Below are 22,084 nucleotides of genomic sequence, written 5' to 3' on the forward strand. Positions count from 1 at the left end.
CATAGGCAACCTGTATGTATGATCTTTGTTGACAACAAAACTTCATGTAACAATGTTTAATATCTTGTCTACAATTAGAAGAATATCACATGTTGCAAAATGTAAATCTATTACTTTATATGTAAAACTAAATAATATTATTTTATTAAAATGCATTAATTTAAATATATGGGTATTTTATTTCCACCCTCATTCTCTTTTAACCATACAAAAATAGCCCTTCAGTAATGTTCTACCTCAGGGCTACCTTTATATGAAATATACCGTTGCCAATCCAGTAACCAGTCTTTCACCTACTCCAGCTCGACCCACTCGCCAAGCAAAACGTCCAGCTCCGCTTGCAGCCCTTCACGCGCGTCCCACAGCTCCGCCATGCGCGCCGTATCGCTGCTTGTGCCGAGCAGCTCCAGCTCGGCATCGGTCGCCGCCAGCTCCGCTTCCTTGGCGGCAATAGCCCGCTCCAGCCGCTCGCTGGATACGGCGGGCGTTCGGGACGGCTTCGCGGCCTTCGCTCCGCGCGCCCCAGACCCGGCATCGGCCGAGCCCAAGCGACCTGCCGACCCGAAGCGAGCACGGCTCGCATCGGCTCCGGTGGTCGCTCCTGTATGCGAAGCCGTCCCCGCGCCATTGCTGGCTGCACCGGAATGTGCAGCCAGGCCCGCGCCTGAGCCGCTGCCAGTTGCGGCTCTACCCGCAGATGCCTCGCGTGCCCCGGCATCCCCCTGGCTCAGCAGGCGGGCGCTTTCCAGCTCCCGCTTCTTCGCCCGGTATTCATCAAAGCTGCCCAGATAAAAGGTCAGCTTGCCATTTTCCAGCTCCCACACACGCCCGGCCAGCTTGTTCACAAAGTAGCGATCATGTGAAATCGCCAGCACGGTTCCCGTGTAGGTGTCGAGCGCTTCCTCCAGCGCCTCGCGTGAGTCGATGTCCAGATGGTTGGTCGGCTCATCCAGCACCAACAAATTCGGCTTTTTCATCACCAAGAGCGCCAGCCGCAAGCGGGACCACTCTCCACCGGACAGCATGCTCACAGGCTTAAACACATCGGCACCGTAAAATAAATACTTCGCCAGCAGCCCGCGCGCTTCGCCTTCCTCTACGCCGGCTTCTTCCTTGAAATAAACAAGCACCGTCGCCCGGCTATCCCGTTCTCTCTCTTGCTGTGCCAGATATCCATATTCCACGCGCGAACCCCATTGTACCGTACCTGCATCCGCGCTTTCCTGACCAAGCAGCAGCTTGAGCAGGGTCGTTTTCCCTGAGCCGTTATCACCCAGCAAGGCTACCTTTTCACCAAACTCCAGACTGCCTGTGGCCCCTTTCAATATCTGCCGCTCTCCATAGGATTTGACGATTTCCTCAAATTGCAGCACCCTGCGGCCCGAGCGATCCTCCAGCTTTAAGTGAAACTCCGCACCTTGAGGGTCCAGCACAGGCCGCTTCACCAACTCCATACGCTCCAATGCTTTACGGATCGAGGCCGCTTTTTTAAAAAACTTTTCGTTGTCGCCATTGCGGCCCCACTCTTCAAAACGCCGAATGGCCTCCTTCATCTTTTTGATCCGCTTTTGCTGCTCCTTATAATCCTCGAATTGCAGCAACAGACGTTCTTCCTTTTCCTTGACGTAGCCGCTGTAGTTCGTATAGTACGTAAACGCCTCGCCATCCTCCAGCTCAATCATCTTGACGGCGACCCGATCCAGAAAATAACGATCATGGGATACAACCACACACGCACCTGTATAGCCCTGCAAAAATTGCTCCAGCCATTCCAGCCCCTTCAAATCCAGATGGTTGGTCGGCTCATCCAGCAGCAATAAATCCGGTCGACCGATGAGCTGTGATGCCAGCGCTATCTTTGTTTTCTCCCCACCAGACAATGAACCGAAGCTGCGCGCATACATGGCTTTGGAAATACGCAGCCCATCCGCCACCTGATCTATATTGGCATCCATTTCGTAGCCGCCGCTGCGCTCAAACCGCTCCTGCAAAACAGCATACGATTGCAGCAGCTTCCCCAAACGATCCGTATCCGCCGCCACAACCGGATCTGACATTTCCTGCTCCAGCCTGCTCATCTGGCTGCGGCAATCCTTCAGCTCACGATAGGCGTAAGCCAGCGTTTCGTACACAGTGAGGCTCTCAAACTCCGCCGGGATTTGCGGCAGGTAGCCGATTTTCGCATCCTTGGCGATGACAAGCTGCCCCTCATCCGGGCGGGACAAACGTGCAATCAGGCGTAGCAGGGTCGTTTTGCCGCTTCCATTGCGGCCGATGAGACCCACCTTTTCACCTGTATGAATTTCAAATGATGCTCCATCCAAAATCAGATTTGCAGCGTGGTATTTTTTCAATTGTTGACCGTTTACGATATACATGTTCAGGCTCTCCTTTATTTAGGAAGACCCTTACCCGGGTAACACAAAAAGAGCCGCAGGAGCAAGCCCCGCGACTCTTCGGAAGGTACAGCAATCCGTTCGAGTTAAGGTAGGCGTCTTCTCGCGATGTTTACAACCGTATGATTAAAATTGGACAGACTTCTCCCGTTGAATGGAAAAGCATGAACAATGCCAGCCATAGCAATCGGCAGCTGGCTAATACGGTTGTTCAGCATCTCGTGATTCACCTACCTCACCCCCTTCTTCATAATTGTGTGTAGTATAACATGGTTTATCGCATTATAAAAGAGGGGGATGGCCTATCGAACTATAAAATGGAGTGATGTCCATGTCCTCTGACGGTCTGTGATGCCGTGGTTCTCGTAATCGAAAATACGCCGCATACAAAAGCAACCATCACAAAAACCCCGCCTACCCAGGCGTTCGTAGCAACAGATTCGCCACTCTCAATCACCACACCGCCCAAAGCCGAGCCGAGAGCGATCCCAACCTGGAGTGCAGAGAAGTTAAAGCTTTGCTGAATGCTACCCGATTCGGGCGCATGTTCAATAAGATAGCTTTGCATCGGCGGCGACAAGGCCCAACTCAGTATTCCCCAGATGATCAGGAGCGGTGCAAACACATAAATCGAGTGAATCGAGAACGGCAGCAAGAACATTACGGCGATAAATACCCCAACGACGATGAGAATACTTTTCGCTGTGCCGAACCGGTCAGCCAACGAGCCGCCAATAAAGCCGCCGCTCACTGCCGCCAGCCCAAAGACGAAATAGGCCACACTAACCCACGAGGCGTTTAAGCCCATCAAATTCTCCAAAAACGGAGTAAAATACGCGTACAACGTGTAATGTCCCGCCAGTGTCAGCGTGGTCACTAGATGAGCACTGATCACTTTTACATTTTTCAAGGACTTCAACTGCTCGCGCATAGGCACAACATGCTCCGTCGGAATTCGCTCCATAAACAAGTTCATAACGACCATAGAGACTACCGTCAACAAGGCAATGATGAGGAACAGCACACGCCAGCCCAATGCATTGCCAATCAGCACCCCGGCTGGAATTCCAAGCACGATGGACGAGCTAACCCCCATGGAGATGACACCGAGGACTCGGGCCTGATAAGCCTTGGACACAACTTTGACCGCAATGGTCAGCGATAACGTCACAATCAGCGATCCGCTTGCAGCGGTAACGATACGGGATACAAACAATACAGCATAATTCGGACTCCAGAAGGCCAGCAGGCTTCCCAGAATAAAGATAAACATCGACCACAAATACAGTCGTTTTCGTTCGATTCTGGCGGTCAGCGCCAATAAAGTCGGCCCAGCGATTGCGTAGACGAGGGCATAGATCATAATAAGCTGACCTGCCGTGCTTACAGAGACATTCAAATCGTGTGCAATCTGGGGTAGCACGCCACCGATAATTAATTCCACCAGACCCACCGTAAAGGTCGCAAGCGTCAAAATTACTACTTTAAGGTTCATTACATTAGCTCCTTTGCTGTCATGTAAATTCCTCGTATAACGTAAAAAAATCCTGACCACAAGAAATGTACAAGACGTACACTTTTTGTAATCAGGATTTATCGGTTCCTGGTAGAGACCCTCAAACCATATTATTGAGGTTATACAAATGGGGCATTCATTTATTACGTGTTCACGAAGGTTATAGCTAACACTATAAAGGAGCCTACGGTTAAGTTCAACCCCTACAGCCGCAAAAATTCGCTCATGGCACGATCGGACAGATAAGGTAGATACTCATGACCGTATTCGTGATACAGAAGCATTTCCTTGTCGGATACGATTTTATTGTACACCGCAAACTGCGTGGAGGGTGGACAAACGATGTCCGACAGCCCCGTCACAAATAACACACGACCGCGAATACGATCTGCCAAATGTTGAATATCAATGTAGCCTAATCGGTGGAATAGCTCCTCCTCGCGCACATGATTCGGATCAAACCAGCGAAAATAATAAACCAATTCCTCATATGCAGATGTCGTTGCATCCAGCGCCCATGCTCTTTTATAGTCCGACAGGAACGGATATACCGGGACCGCTACGCGGACACGTGGCTCCAATGCAGCGCAGGCAACCGTCAACGCCCCTCCTTGGGAGCAGCCAAATGCGCCGATCCGTTCAGGGTCGACCTGCTCCATAGACATCAGAATGCGCACTGTCTGCACGGTATCCAAAAATACATTGCGGAAATACAACCGATCCGGGTCCGGGTCGTCAATCCCCCGGATGATATGTCCGCGAATCGTTGTTCCCTGAACCTGCAAGTTGTCCTCGGACAGCCCGCCTTGCCCCCGGCAATCCATGGCCAGCACGGTGAATCCGTGTGCCGCATAGCTCACCTTGTCGAACCAGTCGCCGCTGTCACAGGAGTATCCGTGAAACATAGCCAAAGCCGGGCCTTTCCCTGTCATCTTTTTGGGACGAGCCAACTTCCCGTGAACCTTCGCTCCGCCCACCCCTGTAAAATACAGGTGGTAGCACTCCACCAGTGGAGAACTAAAATCGGCCGGCTCCATCGTGTAATCAAGCGGCTGCTGCTCCAGCTCCTGCAGCGCCCGCTCCCAGTATGCCTCAAAATCCGAGGGCTTCGGGCTGCTGCCCGTATACGACTGCAATTGCTGTAAAGACATATCCTCCGGCATCCAAATCTCCTCCTACATCCGGCCCAATTCATGGTCGTCGGCGACCACTTCATCCGTTGCGATGACATACTTCATCATGTCGGACACTGTCGTATACGCGACACCTACATACGTATCGGCTGCTCCATAATAAATCGCGATCCGTCCGGTGTCGGCATCATGCAGCGTAGCACACGGGAACACTACATTCGGCACGAAGCCCCGTTCCTCATACCATTCCTCCGGGGTCAGCACGAAATTGGAGGAACGATATTTAACCTTGGATGGATCATCCAGGTCAAGAACGGCTACTCCCATGCTGTATACCAGCCCATTGCACGTGCCCGTCACTCCGTGGTAGAACATGAGCCAGCCCTCGGTCGTCTCAATCGGAGCCGGTCCGCCACCAATCTTGACCGATTGCCACCAGCCCTGCCCGCCCTTGCTCATCACATGACGGTGCTTGCCCCAGTACACCAGATCCGGGCTTTCGCTGAGAAAAATATCGCCAAACGGCGTATGACCGCTGTCGCTCGGACGGGATAGCAACACATAGTTCCCGTTTAGCTTGCGGGGGAACAGCACACCGTTGCGATTAAACGGCAGGAACGGATTTTCCAATCGTACAAAGCTTTTAAAATCCTTCGTTTGCGCTATCCCCAGCGCCGCACCGTAAAAATCTGTACACCAGATGATATAATACGTATCCTCTACTCGGACCAGACGCGGATCGTAAGCATAATTAGGCTGGTAAACTTCCCCTTCCTCATCAACCAAATGCAAACGTTCCGTTTCAATGTCCCAAGCCAACCCGTCGTCACTCCAGCCGAGATGCAAATGCGGACGTCCATTAATCGTTTCGGCCCGAAATACCCCCACAAACCGATCTTCAAACGGGGCTACTGCACTGTTGAAAATACGGGCAATGCCCGGCACCGGATTCCGGCCAATCACCGGGTTTTCCGTATGTCTCCATACCGGAGCCTCGCTGCCTTCAGGCTTATCTTGCCAGGGCATTTCCGGCAGACTGTCTCCCACAATTCGTACGTTGCTTATGTCCAAATCCACATTTAATTTACTCATACATACGTTCTCCTCTCACCGAGACACTTGTTTTTATCGATTTTCTATGAAACCATTATTCTATTTCACTGCTCTTTCTATTTCACTGAGCCCTGAGCGAATCCGTTATAGATATATTTTTGCAATGACAAAAATGCAATCAGCGTCGGAATAATGGCTATGATAATACCCGCGCTGATCACTTCCCATTGCGAGCCATAAGGACCTTTAAACTTGAACAGCGCTGTCGATATGACCTGCAGGCTTGTTTTGGGCATATACAGAAACGGGGTGTAAAAATCGTTGTAAATATTAACGCCCTTGATAATAATCACGGTCACGATGGCAGGCTTCAGCAGGGGCAAAATAATGCGCCAGTAGATCGTCAGATAGGAGGCCCCGTCCAGCATGGCCGATTCATCCAGTGCTACTGCGATGGAATCCAGAAATTGCAGGAAAATATACACCGCAATAATATCCGTCCCCAAATACAGCAAAATCGCTGCCCAAGGCGTGTTAAACAGCTCCAGCTTGTTGATAATCTGGAACGTCGATACCTGTGTCGTTACCCCCGGAATGAGGGTTGCGAGCAAGAACGCCCCGAGCATGAGACCTTTACCTTTAAATTTAAAGCGGTTCAAAATATACGCAATCATGGAACCCGTCAGCGTGGCACCGATGATGGAGATCAGTAGAATAAAGGCCGTGTTCACGAATCCGGTTAGCATATTTCCACTGACAAAGGCTTTGGCGTAGTTCGCCCAATTCAGCCAGTTCACCGGGGGAGTCAGCGGACTGGTTGCCGCATATTCAGCCTTTGTCTTCAAGGAAGCAAACAAAATTACGACAATCGGCAGCAGTGCGACGAATGCACCCAGCAAAAGCGCGGCATATTTGATGCTGCTTGCCAGCGTTCTTTTCAGCATATACATGATTAGTCCTCCCCCCGAATCAGCATACGTTGAAGCAGTGTAACCACGATCACAATCAGCAGCAAAATAACCGCCATCGCCGAGGCCAGGCCGACCTTACTGTATTTGAACGCCACATCAATCGTTTGGATCACGAACGTTTTACTGCCATTGGAGCCGCCAGTCATAATATACGGAATATCGAATGCACTGATCGCACCGCTAATTGCCAGGATCAGATTCAGCTGCAAAATACGCTTGATACTCGGCAAAATAATGTACCGGAACTGATGCCAGCGGTTGGCCCCGTCGATATCAGACGCTTCATACAGATCACTTGATATGGAGGAAATCGCACCGAGAAACACAATAAAGTTAAAGCCCATGTATCTCCAGATCGACGTGCCAGCCAGCGAAATGTTGATAATCTCCGGGTTGCCCAGCCACAGCTTGATATACGAACCCAGCCCCAGGGCCTGAAGTAGCGTATCCAGTGTGCCATCCGGCTTGAAGAAGAATAGAAAAATAAAACCAATGGCCACCCCGTTCATCAGGGAAGGGAAAAATAAAATGCCTTTAAACACATTTTTAAACCAGGTTTGAAAGCTGAGAATGGTTGCAAAATAAAGAGCCAGCCCCATCTGTACAAACGTGGCGACAAAGTAATACAAACTGACCTTAAACACCGAGAAATACTCGGGGTCGGTAAAGATTTGGATATAGTTTTCAAAGCCCACATATTCCAGACGCTTGCTATAGCCGTTCCAGTCCGAAAAGCTGTATTTGAACATGTTGATCACCGGCAAGTACGCAAAAGTGATCAGCAGCGCCAGCGGAATAAATGAAAAGGCTGCAATAATCGCCAATCTTTGTTTGGAGTAGCTGAGATTCGAAAATTTGAACATGCTGCACCTCCTGGCTATCCGTCATCGACTGCTACGTCGATCCTTTCCAAGCGTCGTTCGGATGACTATTTGGCTTCCTTCGCAGCCACTTCAGCTCGCGCCTTTACCCATGCGTCGTTCAGATCCTTCATAATGGTGTCATACGATTCCGGGCGGTTACCGACTGCTGCCTCAATAATGCGTTTCTTGAAATCCGGTTGCCACAAGCCGATTTCTCCCTTTTTATCGATTTTATCAACAATCCCTTCCTGTCCTTTTGGTGAAGGAGTGAGCGTTTCAAAGACAGCCCCCTGCTCCCCATATTGCTTCAAAATCTCAGGCAATTTCGCACCCTGTAGCGGACTAATGCTGCCTGCCTGCTCTACGGCATAGTTGGACTTCTCGGTAAACCAGTCCACCCAGGCACGGGCCGCTGCTTTATTTTCACTGTTTACGTTAATACCGAGGTTATAATCACCTGCCAGCGGAACAAGCACCTTGGAGGCATTCGTCGGAAAAGGCATAAAGCCTATATCATCCTTGTTGGTCGCTGTGCTTTTGATCTGGTCAATGGCCCAGGAGCCGAGCACCATCGTACCGATTTTGCCTTGCGCCAAATCCGCCTTGGAGGTTTCCCAATCCGTGGTGGTCGGGTCTTTTTCGATCAGACCATTTTTAGCCGCATCGTACATGATCTTATACAGCTCATAGTGAGGCTGACCCTTTGTGAAATTGTCGTCTGTATTGGGCTGCGTGACATTCACATATTCCTTCGTACCCGCCACCGTAGCCAAATCAGCTTCCCACTGGGTCAGTGCCCATCCAGAGGCATAGTTCGTAAACAGCGGCACCGCCTTGGTTTTGTCCTTAATCTGCTGTAGCGCTTTCAAAAATTGATCCGGGGTTTTGGGAAGCTGCGTGATCCCCGCATCCTTGAACACTTTTTTGTTATAAATCACACCGGAGTACGTCATCGCTACCGGAATACCGTAGACATTGCCCTCCACCATACGTTCTTCAATGCCGGTATACTTGCTTTTCATCTCCTCATAAGTGCCCAGCGGCTCGAAAAAGTCGGGAAGCTCTGCAATGGGAATACTGGTAGGAATAAGCAAGACATCTCCGTAATCTCTGGTCCCCATCCGGATTTTAATTTGACTCTCATAATCGGCTAGCGCCTGAAAATTGATCCTCACGTTCGGATAAAGCTTGTTAAATTCCTTGGCGTAGTCCTGAAACACCGTATCCACAATGTCTGTCCGTTGCGTAATGACCGTGATTTCACCCTCCACATCCTTCGGATCAGAGCTGGCTGCTGGCGTATCTGATCCTTTTGGGGCACACCCTGCTAATAATCCTGCTAACAACAGCACCGATAGTAACGGCATCAAAACCTTGGACAACTTCATGAAACGACCCCTCCTGTTGTTTTAAAATAAGGTTATCGTTAAACTAACAAAATCATTCTATTATGATAACGCTTACTATGTCAATTTTATTATTTTTAGAAAGCCTATTGATGGACAACCAGGGATTAAGCAACGCTATAACTTTCTCGCTGCATACCGTTTTACCTTTGGATAACTGTTACTAATCAAGAGAGTTGACAGCTTTAAAATACGTGATTATGATCTTTTTGTAAAGTTAACGATAACTTCATTAATTCACAAAGGAGGATTGTGCCTCTTGGACACGTTGCTACATGAGGTTAGACAGGAATGGAAGGAACACATACTCCCATTCTGGCTCAGGCTGAAGGATGAAGCACACGGTGGATTTTATGGTGAGGTGGATGTCGATCTGCACGTCCATAAGAAGGCCGACAAGGGCGGGATAGCCACTGCACGGTTGCTCTGGTCATTCTCGGCAGCAGCCCGTGTGACCGGGGAAAATATCTATAAGGACGCCGCACGACACGCTTTCCTGTTCTTGCAAGAGCACCTGATAGATCCGGTATATGGAGGCATGTACTGGATGGTAGATCACACAGGCCGTCCAGCGGACACGTGCAAGCACGTCTATGCGCAGGCATTCGCCATTTATGCATTATCCGAATATGTGCGGGCAACGGGCGACCCGGATGCCCTGCCACTGGCTATGGAGCTGTTTCACCTGCTGGAGCAAAAAGGATTTGATCGCACCCACCAGGCATACGGTGAACAATTTGATCGGATGTGGAACACACAGCCTAATGAGCTGCTCAGCGAAAACGGGGTTACCGCGCACATCACGATGAATACGCATATTCATGTTCTGGAAGCGTATACCGGGCTGCTTCGCGTACAACCGGATGGGGAAGTAAGGAATGCGCTGGGGAACGTATTGGACATTTTATACAGTCGTGTTTACGATGCTTCCGCCCGGCGGTTGGAGGTGTTTTTCGACAGTGACTGGCGCTCTCTGCTCGACCTGACTTCATACGGTCACGATATTGAAGCCAGCTGGCTGATTGAGGACGCTATGAATGTACTGGGTCACCATCCCCCGAAATATGTGGACATGGTGGTGGATATCGCCCATGCGGTAGCCGAACGTGCTATTCAGCCGGATGGTTCACTAATCAACGAACGGGAAGGCGATCGGGTAGACACCTCGCGGATATGGTGGGTACAGGCAGAAGGAATCGTCGGCTTTTACAATGCGTATCAACGCACACAGGACGAACGTTTCTTACAGATTGTACGGGATTTGTGGGCCTACACTCGGCAGTATATCGTAGATTCACGCCCCGGAGGTGAATGGTTTTGGTCCGTTCAAGCGGATGGCAAGCCTGATCCGAGAGAGATTGCAGGACCTTGGAAATGCCCATATCACAACAGCCGATTTTGCATTGAAATGCTGGAAAGGATGGGAACGAAATGATTCATACCCAATACAATAAGCTGCTGGCGCAGCAAGAGGAACTGATTACACGCCCGAATGAGGTCAACACCACCTTTTATAACGGCATCTACGAGCGCTACCGTTATCCTGTACTCACACGTCATCATATCCCGCTGCACTGGCGATTTGATTTGAACGAACAGACCAACCCGTTTTTCATGGAGCGTCTGGGCGTGAATGCAGCGCTAAACCCGGGCGCGATCTATCATGAGGGCAAATACGTTCTGGTCTCCCGCACCGAGGGGCTGGATCGGAAATCGTTTTTTGCCCTGGCCGAGAGCGATAACGGTATTGACCAGTTCCGGTTCATCGATGCCCCATTGGTATGGGAAGATATCGACCCGGACGAAACGAACATGTACGATATGCGGCTGGTGAAGCATGAGGACGGCTGGATCTACGGCATTTATTGCTCGGAAAAAAAGGACCCTGACGCACCACCCCACGACACCTCCAGCGCTGTCGCTCAGGCCGGACTGGTTCGCACCCGCGATCTTCGCACCTGGACCCGTCTACCGAACATTGCCACCCGTTCCCCGCAACAGCGCAACGTCGTCCTGCACCCCGAATTCGTAAACGGCCAATACGCCTTTTACACGCGTCCGCAGGACGGATTCATTTCCACCGGCTCGGGCGGCGGCATTGCCTTCGGTCTGTGCGAGGATATTACACAGCCCGTGATCGAGAATGAAACGGTGATTGACGAGCGTTGCTATCATACGGTGTACGAAGCCAAGAACGGGCAAGGACCCGCTCCGATCAAGACCAGCCGCGGCTGGATTCATATCGCTCACGGTGTGCGCAATACTGCTGCTGGTCTGCGATATGTGCTGTACACCTTTGCCACCAGCCTGGAGGACCCTTCGCGCGTCATCGCCAAACCCGGCGGGCATTTTATAGCCCCCTATGACGAAGAGCGCGTCGGTGATGTCTCGAACGTTATTTTTTGTAATGGAGCAGTGGTCAACGAGCAAAATGAAGTCTTTATTTACTACGCCTCCAGCGATACCCGTATCCACGTGGCAACAACGACCGTCGACCGTCTGGAGGACTACACGTTCAACACGCCGCCTGACCCACTGCGTTCACTCGGCAGCGCCGCTGTCCGCCGTGAGCTGATTCAGCGCAATGAAGCGCTGCTGCAAGCACAACCTCATTCTTCGTAGCAGACATAGGCCGCAAGCTTTATCCTGCCTGCGGAACCATGTATACTATCCAGAGAACAACTGTTATCCGCAGATTAATTGTTGTTCTCTGGGCAGCTAGGCTGCTAATCTTTATCTTTACAGGACAGCTAGGCTGCTGATGTTGATCTTTTTTTAATTGGAAGGCGGAACAGGAAATGAAGAGCAACGTAACGATGCGGGATATTGCAGATAAGCTGGGGGTTAGCAGTGTGACCGTGTCGAAGGCGCTCAATGACAAAGAAGGAGTCAGCGATGAGCTAAAGGAGCGCATCAAGACGCTTGCGGGCGAAATGGGCTATCGTTTCAATACCGCTGCCAAGTCCATGAAGGAGGGCCTCACCTATAACATTGGCGTTGTCATTCCCGAGCGTTTTACCGGCCCCGGTCAATCGTTTTATCTGCACATCTATCAGCAAATTGCACGGGAACTCGAACAATACGGCTACTACGGCATCCTTCACATCCTCCATCGCGAGGACGAGGAACAGCTTAATCTGCCACGTATCTATTACGATCGCAAGGTGGATGGCTTCATTCTTCTGGGACAAGTGAGTAAGCCATATATCGAGCTGGTGCAATCCATGGACCTGCCCAAAATGTTTCTTGATTTTTATGATGAGCATGCCGATATCGACTCCGTAGTAACCGATAATTTTTACGGTGCCTACGAGCTGACCAACTATTTGATTGCCCAGGGACACCGGGATATTGCATATGTGGGTAACCTTTATTCCACCAGCAGCATTCAGGACCGTTTCCTCGGCTACTATAAATCCTTACTGGAGCACAGGCTGCCCCTACGTAACGAGTGGGTGCTCAGCGATCGGGACGACGAGGGTGTATACGTTGATATGGAGCTGCCCCAGCCGCTGCCGACCGCCTTCGTATGCAACTGTGACCAGGTGGCGTACAACCTGGTGCAAAAGCTAATTGCCCTGGGCTACCGTGTACCTGAGGATTGCTCTGTCGTTGGCTTCGACAATGATGTATATGCCACTCTTATTGTTCCGCAGCTGACCACCGTCGGAGTAGACATTGAACAGATGGCACGTACTGCCATTGAATCGATGATGAAAAAAATAAGCCATCCCGGCAGTCGTTTTGGGCGAGTCCTCGTACAGGGTCACATTGTGTATCGTGATTCCGTGCAGCGTATGGAGAGGCCGTGATCGATGTAAGCATGTCTTGGACAATCGGGTCCTATTCTCCTCATGGCTCCACAACCAAAAGCCGCTCAGCTTGTGCTAGAGCGGCTTTTGATGTTCATAGATGTTGCAAATCCTGATTCAAGAGCGTTGGGCGACAAAGGAATTGCCCGCCTGATTGAGAATCGGCAGCATCCGCATTTCCTGCCCCATCGAGGCTTGGCAGAGTGGACACACCGGTTCGCTCAAAAAGGTAAAATCCGTTCGCATCCAGCCGTTACAGCCCTCGTTTGTACACGACCAAATGGCTGTATTTTCCTCTGGAATGATCTCCGGGGCCTGGCGTCTGTACATCTACATCCCCCCTCGGTTTTTATAGGGTAATCCCCTGTCAGCATTCTGTTCATTTTCTCCTGTGCGGGTATTAATATGCTCCAACCCCCGAAAAATATGCGTATTTTACCAAAATATTTATTTACGGATTGCCTTGGTCCAGAAGCCGCCATGAAATTGCTTCGGTTCTACCGTAATGACAAAGGCTTTGGGGTCCAGGTCCAGAATCGATTGGTACAGCTTGTTCTGATTGTTCCGTTTAGCCAAAATTTCCATCACCAGACGTTCCCCGTCCCGTCCACTGCCCAGCCAGGCTGTAACGCCGTATCCTTTATCCCGCAACGCATTGGCAATTCCTCCATTGATCTCATTGCTGATGACCTTGACGGTGACGTAGCCGAGTGCTATTTTTTCCTCAATCCATGCCCCGATAAGAATACCCAACGCATAACCAATGGCGTATACCGCCAGACTCGCCACCTGATCCAGATACTTGAGCACCACATTCAAGCCAAGCACATAGACCGTGACCTCCACGGTGCTAATGAGCGCAGCGATATACCGCTGACCTTTCAGCGTCAAAATCATGCGCAGTGTATACGCCGACACATAAATAATTTGAATAACGAGAATAAATAGCAAAATTTTGAGCATACGCTCACTCCCCACTTCACGTTCTGATTTAGCCCGTACTCATCATTATGCCCCTGTATGTCATATACAGCCTCAGGTTTCGTATGACCCGCGCTTGGTGTCCAAAAAAAACGGAATTAGGCTCTTGACTTAATACAAATATTGGATTATTATTCTCTTTTTTAATTAGTGAGGAGAGGGTGTTTAGATATGTATTGTATCGGTTTAATCGGGGATTACGATGTGAATGTTGTAGCACATGTGGCTATACCCCTAGCAATTCAGTTGGCGGCAGATGAACTGGGGATTCAATTCATTTTCGAATGGATTCCAACGCCTTCGTTGGATCAGGATTTCGAACAAAAATTATCTAAATATCATGCGATTTGGGTCGTCCCTGCCAGTCCTTACCGAAGCATGCAAGGCGCTCTCAACGGCATACGGTTTGCTCGTGAGCAGCAGATTCCCTTTTTAGGTACGTGCGGTGGATTCCAACATATGATCATTGAGTTTGCAAGGAATGTAGTAGGACTTGCGGAAGCAGAGCATGCCGAGGAAAATCCCGATGCCTCGTTCATTTTAGTTGCTCCGCTCTCTTGTTCGGTAAGCGAAAGAACGCATACGTTTAGGCTGGCCCCCGGTTCAAAAACGATAGATTTTTATGATTCTCCTGAAATTGTTGAACAGTATGGAATTTGTAATTATGGTTTGAATCCAGAGTATCGCTCCAGGTTAGAAAATGCGGGTTTAAACATTGCCGGAGTAGACCTTGATGGCGAAGTTCGTATTATGGAACTGGATCGACATCCTTTTTTTATTGGAACCTTATTTCAACCTGAACGTTCGGCACTGAAAAGTATTACTCATCCATTAATAAAAGCATTTCTTCGCAAAGCAGCCTCCTCGAAATAAAAAAGTTCGTTACGCTAACAGAAAACTTTAGTTCAATGAAAACAACGACAGTCTAGGACTTTATTTTCTTCTGACACTTGGGTAATGACGCACTGTTTTATCAACAAGTCTCGTTGTCTTGTGCAGTGGGTTTGTTTTATTTTGGTTCGTTGCTTTTTTTTAAAAACATTTGTGTAAACAGGGCAACTTTTACGGTTACTGTTGCGTCTAAACAATATAAGCACAACCAACAGTTACTCTTCCAAATGTGTTGGATTTTGTAGGTATTAATGTTACTCTAGTCTATGAACCACGCTAATTCTTAAATAAAGGGGTAGACCAACGAATGAAATCATTGAAATCCATGAAGAAACCAGTCATCATTACTGCTGTTTCGGCCTTGGCCATCTCTGGGGCTCTGTTCAGCCAATCTACATATGCTGCACAAGCAACTAAGCCAATCAGTGCAGTTTTTAACAATATTAAAATTATCTACAACGGAACCGAGGTTCCTTCTGATGCTAAAACAGAACCATTCCTGCTGGATGGCGTGACGTATATCCCGCTGAAGCTGGCAGGTACAGCTTTGGATAAAAAAGTACAATGGGATGGCACAAACAAACGCGTAGTCATTGCTGATAATGGCGTTCCTATTGATCAATCTACGGTTACAGCACTGAACAACCAGATTACGACACTGACTCAGGAGCTGAACACGGCAAAAGCAGCGAACACGACGAAAGACGCTACCATCGCTCAACTGCAAAAAGACAATCAGGCGCTAAAAGATGAAGCAAGCAAAAACAGCTCTGATTCCCTGAAAGATCTCCAAAAGCAGTTGAACAAGGATTACAGTGATACCTACAACACGAACTCGGATATCACGCTGGACGGCAACAAAAGCGATATTACCGTGACTATCGAAATGACCAAATCCAGATGGGAAGACCTATCCAGTAGCAGACAGAAAAGCTATCTGGAGGACATCGTTGATGACATTTTGAAAGAGTACAAAGATGCCGATGTTGAAGGCACAGTGAAGAACTCCAGTAATAGGGATAAATTGGCGACCTTTACAACCAACAGCAAGGGCGATGTTACTATTAAAAAGATAGCTTCTTCTCTGGATACCAGCACGATCCAACGTAATTTGAGCGACAGATACGGCAGCTACGCCGGCATCAACCTTGATTTCACCGTGAGAGGCGACAGCAGTGAAGCTACCGTGGATGTGTATGTAACTTCAGATGACTGGAATAAACTCTCTAGCACTCAAAGAACCAGCCTGACAGATGGCGTTATTTATCATCTTAAAGAGAGAGAGTCCGTTGACAGAGTCGTGGGATACGTACGCAATAAAGGGAACAGCAGCCAAATCATTACCTTCTAAGATTAGTTTTAAAAAAAGCGACAAAGGCTTCAGAGCCCTTGTCGCTTTTTGTTATTGATTTACTTCTTCCCCTCTTCTTTTCTTAACTGCAACCTTCGATAGCTGAACAATTACTTAATCAACCTGCCTACGGAAGTAATATATTTTATATAATCACTATCCCCATTGTTCGCGCCTATATTTCTTGTATACACCAAATGACCGGGGCTGGTTATTTTAACTTTGTGAAACGTACCGGGTTTAGAGTAAGGATCTACGCTATAGCCCCCTTTGCTATACACAATCATGGGATTAAAGTCGATTTGCTTGAAGTCGGGTGATAAGCTGCTCTCGTACATAGCATAAATATCCAATACGCCTTTTTTTCGATCCCAATCAAAGGAAGTAAGATCAAATGCATTTGCATCCATGACCTGAGCCAGGTCTTGTCCCTTAAAATTCATAAGAACAGGACTTTCCGTAAAGCTATCATGCTTTAGTGACAATAATTCACGCTTGGGATTCCACTCCATCTTCGCATCTGTATCTTTCAACAGAATGGATACCGGTAAAAACATCGCATTACTTTTCATGATGGGGACTGTATCCATTGTCACTGGCTCGCCGTTAACCGATATTTCGGGTGACCCGATCGTTACCATTACATTACGGCCCAACAGATCAACAGAAGCGGTTTTGTTGGCTGCATTGTAAGTTACTTTACCACCCAGTATATCCTCTGCCGCTTGGAGCGGTATAAGCAGTCTGTTCTTCTTATCCATAAAGGGTGATGCTGGATAGGTGTATAAAACGTAATGATCATTGACCTTGAGGTGTATCGGCGTTTGGCCTTGAGCTTGAGCTGATGCCAAATTCAAGTTAGCATCAGCAAAACTTAATAAAACCATAAGGCAAATTAATAACCTGATTTTCATAATGCCCTCCTCGTTATTGTTTGTTACCAGTGTATCGTCACAAAAATATCATTTCAACCATAATTTACAACATATATCCAAAAATACACATGACACTTTACATATACTGGTTTATAATGGATTTAACTGCAAAACAAAAAGAGAGCACAGAATTGCACTCTCTTTGAATAAAGCATATAAAAGCAAGAAATATTAATAAGCCAATGCAAAAAGTCCTTTAATGTGGGACAGGTAACGGATGTTACTGCCTTCTTTCATCAAAGTAGCTACAGCGCCTTTCAGTTGGGTGCCATTCGCGCCTACAGTACCGATCGCGTCTGTTCTGCCCAAGCTGCCCAGCGTACCGGAGAATACAGGTGTGAATTGTTCCATCTTTGCTCCGTTAAAGTAAGCAAACAGGTTGTAACCCACCGTCTCGCCCATTTGCCAAGCCAACTGTGCAGTTGGAGGGTATGGACGCTCGCCTTCACTCGGGAACACCACTGCGCTGTCACCAGCCAGGAAGATGTCTTCGTGGGAAGTCGATTGCAAGGCACCATTCACGGTTGCACGACCACGGTTCACTTCAATACCGGATGCGCCAACCAGTGCGTTACCTTGTACGCCGCCTGTCCAGACCAGTGTGCTCGTTTTGATCGAGCGTCCGTCTTTGAGCAGAACTTCGTCGGCTTTCATTTCCGTAATTGGAACACCAGCTACGATTTGAACGCCACGTTTTTCAAGGCTTGAGACTGCACGATCAACCAGTGCTTGCGGGAAGCCTGCCAGAATAGATGGTCCAGCTTCTACACAGTAGAGGCTAATATCTTCGTAGTTAATGCCTTTTTCACGGCAAACCGCAGGCAGCTTGTCAGCATATTCGCCTACCAGCTCGACGCCTGTCAGACCACCACCGCCGATAACGATTGTAGCGTCTGCTTTGTTACCGGATTGCTTGTAAGCATCCAGACGAGCTTCCACATGTGCGCGGATACGATTGGCTTCTGCCACTGATTTCAGTGTGAAGCTGTGCTCTTGCAGCCCCGGAATACCAAAGTAAGCCGTTTCACTGCCCAGGGAAATAACGAGAGCGTCATAGCTCAACGTAGCGCCACTGGCCAAGGTTACTTTTTTATCGTCCGGCTTGATTTCCGAAACCGTATCCACTTTCAGGATAATATCTTTGTTACGCAGCAGTTTCTCCAAAGGAAGCGCAACAGCTTTTTCGGCAATTGTACCTGCCGCCAAACGGTGCAGCTCCGTAATAATTTGGTGCGACGCAAAGCGGTTAACCACTGTAATGGTTGCTTGGCTAGCGTCCAGATGCTGGCGTGCTGTGAGAGCGGCCAGCAATCCGCCGTATCCGCCGCCCAAGATCAAAATTTGCTTCGACATGTCCATCCTCCGTTCTTGATCAGATAATTATTTGCTTTCGCGTTGGCGCTCATTCAGAATGTCCAGGAAAGCCTGGCTGAAACGCAGCGTTTTTTGTACATTTGGATCTTTAAGCATTTTGAGCAGGCCAAACAGACCTACACTGCCGTCTGTAGTTTGTACACGGTCGTTAGCTTCAATGGCAGCAGAAGCCAAACCTTTAGCCGACTCTGTAACAGGCTTCACAAACTCTCCCATGGAGTTTTTCATATCTCCGAGAAAGACAGGGTCGGTTGCCAGACTGCGGGCTACATCATAAGCGTCGGTCATCAGAGTAACCATCTCAGTCAACTTGGGCAGGTTCTCTACCAGCACGGTCAGCGATTGCTGAACCTCCGGTTTCATCAATTGGTCCAGTACATCCCGAGACTCTTTGGTAGCTTCTTGTGTTACAGCCACCTCTTGTTGGTTTTCAGACATGCGTGAACGTCCTCCTTTACTGTGAAAATAGAAGTCCATTCCTTTCTTATAACCTGTATCTATAAACTCTAGCAATAAAACATTCTATGAATTCGCGCCCTTAAACATGCAAGAAGCACAGCTTAAACCGGCCTATACCCTAAAGGGCAAGACTGATCATCGCAGATGCCAATTGTATATTACTCAGACGGTATTCTGTTGTTGTTACTGCTGCGGAATATCTCACGAAGCGCTTCTCCGTGACTACAACAGGCCGAAACGGAACCCTATACCTCTATATTACACTTTTTACAACACAATCGTCGAAAAAATTTTAAATTTTCACAAATTTCCGCAAATTTTATTTGTTATTTTAGATAAAAATTAGAATAAACTCGTTTTTTGTCCAAGTTTACCGTTGAAAAGGAGCATTACTATAGGCTGATACTCCCTTAGAAATCGCCCTACGTATGCAAGGTGTCCTCAGAAGTACCGGAATCATCAGGAGACTCTAAATTATGAGGGGACGGCAGCGGCACACCAGACTCGATAAATTCCTCTACATCACGAGCAGCTTTAACCTGATTGCACTCGTTGCAGGCACATACACAATTGACCGGCGTCGTGTGCCCACCTTTAGCACGAGGCAGCAAATGATCAATTGTATCACCATAGCCGCCACAGAAAAAGCAGGTATAACGGTCACGCTTGAGCACATATTGGCGAAATTCCTTGTTACTGTAGAGCCTGCGAACGGTGTATGGATTTACAATCACCGCCATGCGCTCTCTAACCAGGGTCATTGCCAAATCAAGTTCAATCTCCTGATGCCAGCGTCTCCCCTGATCGGTTTTGCCTCTGAGCCGAATCATGCCGTTGCGATTGAGGCGCAGCGCCCGGGTATCCGCAGGCTTTAGCCTGCTAAGCAGATTCCGCACCCGCTGTCGATGGCGCTCGCGCGCCTTATCTGTGACCGGCTTCCTGCGGGGTAGGTGAGGCAACAGGTCAGACTGTGCCGATGAATCCAGACTTGGGACAGCCTCACCTGCCCCCAGGTTATGCCGCGTCATGGAAGCGGCCAAGGGCTTCATTCCCTCGCCGGAGGGAGCAGACGTAGCCACACGCTCTTGTGCGGCTAATCCCCGGCAAGAACGGCAAGGACCGCGGCGGGAATACGGGCCCGCCCGACGGCCGGTTCTGCGCTGAAACTCCGCTAGCGGCTTCAGTTCCTGACAATACGTACATTTTTTCATCAACGGCTCGCCCGCTTCATTTCTGCTTTGCTGTGGTTCCGTCATGTTCATCCCTCCTCCCTCCGTCGCTCATGCTTCTTCATGGGTTAGCCTGAAATTTGTACCCCTGTTAAGTTAGATTCATTTTACCGTTTTCACGTTTCCTTTTCTAGCCATCGTTTAGTACCATATTAACCGTCTGACGTTTAGCCCCCCTCACTTGGTGGGTAACTTGTTATATATGGAGGAGGGACGCACATGAAAAGGAACCATACGATGATGCAGTTTTTCGAGTGGAATGTCGAAGCAGACGGTTCTCACTGGAAGAAACTTGCCCGCCTGGCACCGGAGCTGAAGGCTAAAGGAATTGACGCGATATGGATTCCACCTGTCACCAAGGGCCAATCGCCCGAGGATACGGGATACGGCGTCTATGACCTTTACGATCTGGGCGAGTTTAACCAAAAGGGTGCGGTACGCACCAAATACGGAACCAAGAAAGACCTTTCGGAAGCTGTTGCCGCCTGCGTTCGCCACGGCGTGACCGTCTATGTCGATCTGGTCATGAACCATAAGGCCGGTGCAGATGAAACCGAAGTGTTCAAGGTCGTCGAGGTTAACCCGGATAACCGCAATGAGGTTATTTCAGAACCCTTTGATATCAAAGGGTGGACTAAATTTACATTTCCCGGCCGCCAAGGTCAGTATTCCACATTCCAATGGAATTTTGAACATTTTAACGGAACTGATTATGATGCAAGTCAGAACCGGACAGGAATTTATCGTATTTTAGGCAAAAATAAAAGCTGGAGCGAACATGTAGACGATGAATTCGGCAATTATGATTATTTAATGTTTGCCAATATTGACTATAACCATCAGGATGTACGCAGGGAAATGATTCGCTGGGGCCAATGGCTGGTGGATACCCTGCAGTGCAACGGATTTCGTCTGGATGCGATCAAGCATATCAATCATGAATTTGTACGGGAGTTTGCCACGGAAATGATCAAAAAGCGTGGACAGGATTTTTATATGGTGGGCGAGTTTTGGAAGCCGGATCTGGAATCATGCCAGAGGTTCCTGGATACCATCGATTATAAAATCGACCTGTTCGACGTATCCCTCCACTACAAACTATATAGCGCTTCCTTGGGTGGCAAGGATTTCGATCTAAGCACCATTTTCGAGGACACGCTGGTTCATACTCACCCCCTAAACTCGGTCACTTTTGTCGATAATCATGATTCTCAGCCGCATGAAGCACTCGAATCCTGGGTGGGGGACTGGTTCAAGCCCAGCGCCTATGCGCTCATTCTGCTACGCAAGGACGGTTATCCCTGCGTATTCTACGGGGATTACTACGGCATTCGGGGAAAAACACCCGTGAAAGGCAAGCAGACTGAGTTAGATCCGCTCCTGTATGCCCGGTACCATAAAGCCTATGGAGAGCAAAAGGATTATTTGGATGATCCCCATACGATTGGATGGGTGCGTCTGGGCGTTCCTGAATTGAAAGGCTCCGGCTGCGCTGTAGTGGTCACCAATGCAGACAACGGAGAAAAGCGTATGTTCGTAGGGAAACAGCGCGCAGGAGAGCAATGGACTGATTTGACGGGGCATCACAATCACGCCGTAACGATCGCTCAGGACGGCTACGGCGTATTTCCAGTTCGCGCCGGCAGCGTATCGGTATGGGTACTTCCCGCCGGAAATGACAGCCGGGGAGCAGAAGACGACTTGGAGGCTTAAC

The 22,084-nt window shown here is 48.9% G+C and carries 20 protein-coding genes and 1 riboswitch; of the genes, 6 read left to right on the forward strand and 14 right to left on the reverse strand.

Annotated elements, in window-relative coordinates; genetic code table 11:
* Positions 1-293: 293 nt before the first annotated feature.
* The 8 genes from abc-f to BAZ21_RS04965 form a co-directional block, all read right to left on the reverse strand.
* Positions 294-2,378, reverse strand: coding sequence for a ribosomal protection-like ABC-F family protein (abc-f, locus tag BAZ21_RS04935; RefSeq protein WP_068497642.1), 2,085 nt, complete (start codon positions 2,376-2,378; stop codon positions 294-296).
* 104 nt (positions 2,379-2,482) lie between these two features.
* Entirely contained in the window at positions 2,483-2,626 is a 144-nt protein-coding gene (locus tag BAZ21_RS28840) for an RAxF-45 family protein (RefSeq protein WP_162833912.1), read from the reverse strand.
* A gap of 80 nt (positions 2,627-2,706) precedes the next feature.
* Positions 2,707-3,891: an MFS transporter gene (locus BAZ21_RS04940; RefSeq protein WP_068497643.1), complete on the reverse strand. Its 1,185-nt coding sequence runs from the start codon at positions 3,889-3,891 to the stop codon at positions 2,707-2,709.
* A 68-nt stretch (positions 3,892-3,959) separates the two neighbouring features.
* A riboswitch (purine riboswitch) is annotated at positions 3,960-4,059 on the reverse strand.
* A gap of 56 nt (positions 4,060-4,115) precedes the next feature.
* Positions 4,116-5,075, reverse strand: a complete 960-nt coding sequence (locus BAZ21_RS04945; RefSeq protein WP_068497645.1) for an acetylxylan esterase — start codon at positions 5,073-5,075, stop codon at positions 4,116-4,118.
* A 12-nt stretch (positions 5,076-5,087) separates the two neighbouring features.
* Positions 5,088-6,137 carry a glycoside hydrolase family 130 protein gene (locus tag BAZ21_RS04950; protein WP_068497647.1) on the reverse strand — a complete coding sequence of 350 codons (1,050 nt, stop codon included), beginning with the start codon at positions 6,135-6,137 and terminating at the stop codon, positions 5,088-5,090.
* A gap of 77 nt (positions 6,138-6,214) precedes the next feature.
* Positions 6,215-7,048 carry a carbohydrate ABC transporter permease gene (locus tag BAZ21_RS04955; protein WP_068497649.1) on the reverse strand — a complete coding sequence of 278 codons (834 nt, stop codon included), beginning with the start codon at positions 7,046-7,048 and terminating at the stop codon, positions 6,215-6,217.
* Positions 7,049-7,050: 2 nt separating this feature from the next.
* Positions 7,051-7,932, reverse strand: coding sequence for a carbohydrate ABC transporter permease (locus BAZ21_RS04960; protein ID WP_068497651.1), 882 nt, complete (start codon positions 7,930-7,932; stop codon positions 7,051-7,053).
* A 65-nt stretch (positions 7,933-7,997) separates the two neighbouring features.
* Complete coding sequence (locus tag BAZ21_RS04965) at positions 7,998-9,320, reverse strand: ABC transporter substrate-binding protein (protein ID WP_068497652.1); 1,323 nt, start codon at positions 9,318-9,320, stop codon at positions 7,998-8,000.
* 277 nt (positions 9,321-9,597) lie between these two features.
* Here BAZ21_RS04965 and BAZ21_RS04970 point away from each other — a divergent pair, with 277 nt between their 5' ends.
* The 3 genes from BAZ21_RS04970 to BAZ21_RS04980 all read left to right on the forward strand — a co-directional run bounded on the left by BAZ21_RS04970 (position 9,598) and on the right by BAZ21_RS04980 (position 13,150).
* On the forward strand, positions 9,598-10,773 hold the full coding sequence (locus BAZ21_RS04970) for an AGE family epimerase/isomerase (protein ID WP_068497653.1): 1,176 nt from the start codon (positions 9,598-9,600) through the stop codon (positions 10,771-10,773).
* Entirely contained in the window at positions 10,770-11,960 is a 1,191-nt protein-coding gene (locus BAZ21_RS04975) for a glycoside hydrolase family 130 protein (RefSeq protein WP_068497654.1), read from the forward strand. Before BAZ21_RS04970 ends, BAZ21_RS04975 begins: the two co-directional genes overlap by 4 nt.
* Before the next feature lie 176 nt (positions 11,961-12,136).
* On the forward strand, positions 12,137-13,150 hold the full coding sequence (locus tag BAZ21_RS04980; protein ID WP_068497655.1) for a substrate-binding domain-containing protein: 1,014 nt from the start codon (positions 12,137-12,139) through the stop codon (positions 13,148-13,150).
* A gap of 117 nt (positions 13,151-13,267) precedes the next feature.
* Here BAZ21_RS04980 and BAZ21_RS04985 read toward each other — a convergent pair whose 3' ends face one another.
* Both BAZ21_RS04985 and BAZ21_RS04990 read right to left on the reverse strand, forming a co-directional pair.
* A complete protein-coding gene (locus BAZ21_RS04985) occupies positions 13,268-13,480 on the reverse strand; it encodes a cold-shock protein (RefSeq protein ID WP_025716444.1) in 213 nt (70 codons plus the stop codon).
* A 117-nt stretch (positions 13,481-13,597) separates the two neighbouring features.
* Positions 13,598-14,113, reverse strand: a complete 516-nt coding sequence (locus BAZ21_RS04990) for a DUF2179 domain-containing protein (RefSeq protein WP_068497656.1) — start codon at positions 14,111-14,113, stop codon at positions 13,598-13,600.
* A gap of 189 nt (positions 14,114-14,302) precedes the next feature.
* Here BAZ21_RS04990 and BAZ21_RS04995 point away from each other — a divergent pair, with 189 nt between their 5' ends.
* A complete protein-coding gene (locus tag BAZ21_RS04995; RefSeq protein ID WP_068497657.1) occupies positions 14,303-15,004 on the forward strand; it encodes a CTP synthase C-terminal region-related (seleno)protein in 702 nt (233 codons plus the stop codon).
* A gap of 325 nt (positions 15,005-15,329) precedes the next feature.
* Positions 15,330-16,373 (forward strand): stalk domain-containing protein, encoded by a 1,044-nt coding sequence (locus tag BAZ21_RS05000; RefSeq protein ID WP_068497658.1) that lies wholly within the window; start codon positions 15,330-15,332, stop codon positions 16,371-16,373.
* Positions 16,374-16,483: 110 nt separating this feature from the next.
* On the opposite strand, the gene BAZ21_RS05005 is transcribed toward BAZ21_RS05000, so the two are convergent.
* From BAZ21_RS05005 to BAZ21_RS05020, 4 genes are all read right to left on the reverse strand, one after another.
* A complete protein-coding gene (locus BAZ21_RS05005) occupies positions 16,484-17,287 on the reverse strand; it encodes a copper amine oxidase N-terminal domain-containing protein (RefSeq protein WP_068497659.1) in 804 nt (267 codons plus the stop codon).
* Positions 17,288-17,479: 192 nt separating this feature from the next.
* On the reverse strand, positions 17,480-18,661 hold the full coding sequence (locus tag BAZ21_RS05010; RefSeq protein WP_068497660.1) for an NAD(P)/FAD-dependent oxidoreductase: 1,182 nt from the start codon (positions 18,659-18,661) through the stop codon (positions 17,480-17,482).
* A 27-nt stretch (positions 18,662-18,688) separates the two neighbouring features.
* Positions 18,689-19,120 carry a DUF1641 domain-containing protein gene (locus tag BAZ21_RS05015; protein ID WP_068497661.1) on the reverse strand — a complete coding sequence of 144 codons (432 nt, stop codon included), beginning with the start codon at positions 19,118-19,120 and terminating at the stop codon, positions 18,689-18,691.
* Positions 19,121-19,563: 443 nt separating this feature from the next.
* Positions 19,564-20,397, reverse strand: coding sequence for an HNH endonuclease (locus tag BAZ21_RS05020; protein WP_068497662.1), 834 nt, complete (start codon positions 20,395-20,397; stop codon positions 19,564-19,566).
* 192 nt (positions 20,398-20,589) lie between these two features.
* Between BAZ21_RS05020 and BAZ21_RS05025 the strand changes: the two genes are divergently transcribed.
* Positions 20,590-22,083: an alpha-amylase gene (locus BAZ21_RS05025; RefSeq protein WP_068497663.1), complete on the forward strand. Its 1,494-nt coding sequence runs from the start codon at positions 20,590-20,592 to the stop codon at positions 22,081-22,083.
* Position 22,084 lies beyond the last annotated feature (1 nt).

The organism is Paenibacillus kribbensis, from assembly GCF_001705305.1.
Classification (GTDB): domain Bacteria; phylum Bacillota; class Bacilli; order Paenibacillales; family Paenibacillaceae; genus Paenibacillus; species Paenibacillus kribbensis_B.

What these genes read in the sequence shown, in the direction of transcription:
- BAZ21_RS05020 (WP_068497662.1), bottom strand. Translation starts at nt 20,397, where the DNA reads ATGACGGAACCACAGCAAAGCAGAAATGAAGCGGGCGAGCCGTTGATG.
- BAZ21_RS05000 (WP_068497658.1), top strand. Translation starts at nt 15,330, where the DNA reads ATGAAATCATTGAAATCCATGAAGAAACCAGTCATCATTACTGCTGTT.
- BAZ21_RS04975 (WP_068497654.1), top strand. Translation starts at nt 10,770, where the DNA reads ATGATTCATACCCAATACAATAAGCTGCTGGCGCAGCAAGAGGAACTG.
- BAZ21_RS04980 (WP_068497655.1), top strand. Translation starts at nt 12,137, where the DNA reads ATGAAGAGCAACGTAACGATGCGGGATATTGCAGATAAGCTGGGGGTT.
- BAZ21_RS04955 (WP_068497649.1), bottom strand. Translation starts at nt 7,048, where the DNA reads ATGTATATGCTGAAAAGAACGCTGGCAAGCAGCATCAAATATGCCGCG.
- BAZ21_RS04945 (WP_068497645.1), bottom strand. Translation starts at nt 5,075, where the DNA reads ATGCCGGAGGATATGTCTTTACAGCAATTGCAGTCGTATACGGGCAGC.
- BAZ21_RS05005 (WP_068497659.1), bottom strand. Translation starts at nt 17,287, where the DNA reads ATGAAAATCAGGTTATTAATTTGCCTTATGGTTTTATTAAGTTTTGCT.
- BAZ21_RS05025 (WP_068497663.1), top strand. Translation starts at nt 20,590, where the DNA reads ATGAAAAGGAACCATACGATGATGCAGTTTTTCGAGTGGAATGTCGAA.
- abc-f (WP_068497642.1), bottom strand. Translation starts at nt 2,378, where the DNA reads ATGTATATCGTAAACGGTCAACAATTGAAAAAATACCACGCTGCAAAT.
- BAZ21_RS04950 (WP_068497647.1), bottom strand. Translation starts at nt 6,137, where the DNA reads ATGAGTAAATTAAATGTGGATTTGGACATAAGCAACGTACGAATTGTG.
- BAZ21_RS05015 (WP_068497661.1), bottom strand. Translation starts at nt 19,120, where the DNA reads ATGTCTGAAAACCAACAAGAGGTGGCTGTAACACAAGAAGCTACCAAA.
- BAZ21_RS04965 (WP_068497652.1), bottom strand. Translation starts at nt 9,320, where the DNA reads ATGAAGTTGTCCAAGGTTTTGATGCCGTTACTATCGGTGCTGTTGTTA.
- BAZ21_RS04985 (WP_025716444.1), bottom strand. Translation starts at nt 13,480, where the DNA reads ATGTACAGACGCCAGGCCCCGGAGATCATTCCAGAGGAAAATACAGCC.
- BAZ21_RS04995 (WP_068497657.1), top strand. Translation starts at nt 14,303, where the DNA reads ATGTATTGTATCGGTTTAATCGGGGATTACGATGTGAATGTTGTAGCA.
- BAZ21_RS04960 (WP_068497651.1), bottom strand. Translation starts at nt 7,932, where the DNA reads ATGTTCAAATTTTCGAATCTCAGCTACTCCAAACAAAGATTGGCGATT.
- BAZ21_RS04940 (WP_068497643.1), bottom strand. Translation starts at nt 3,891, where the DNA reads ATGAACCTTAAAGTAGTAATTTTGACGCTTGCGACCTTTACGGTGGGT.
- BAZ21_RS05010 (WP_068497660.1), bottom strand. Translation starts at nt 18,661, where the DNA reads ATGTCGAAGCAAATTTTGATCTTGGGCGGCGGATACGGCGGATTGCTG.
- BAZ21_RS04990 (WP_068497656.1), bottom strand. Translation starts at nt 14,113, where the DNA reads ATGCTCAAAATTTTGCTATTTATTCTCGTTATTCAAATTATTTATGTG.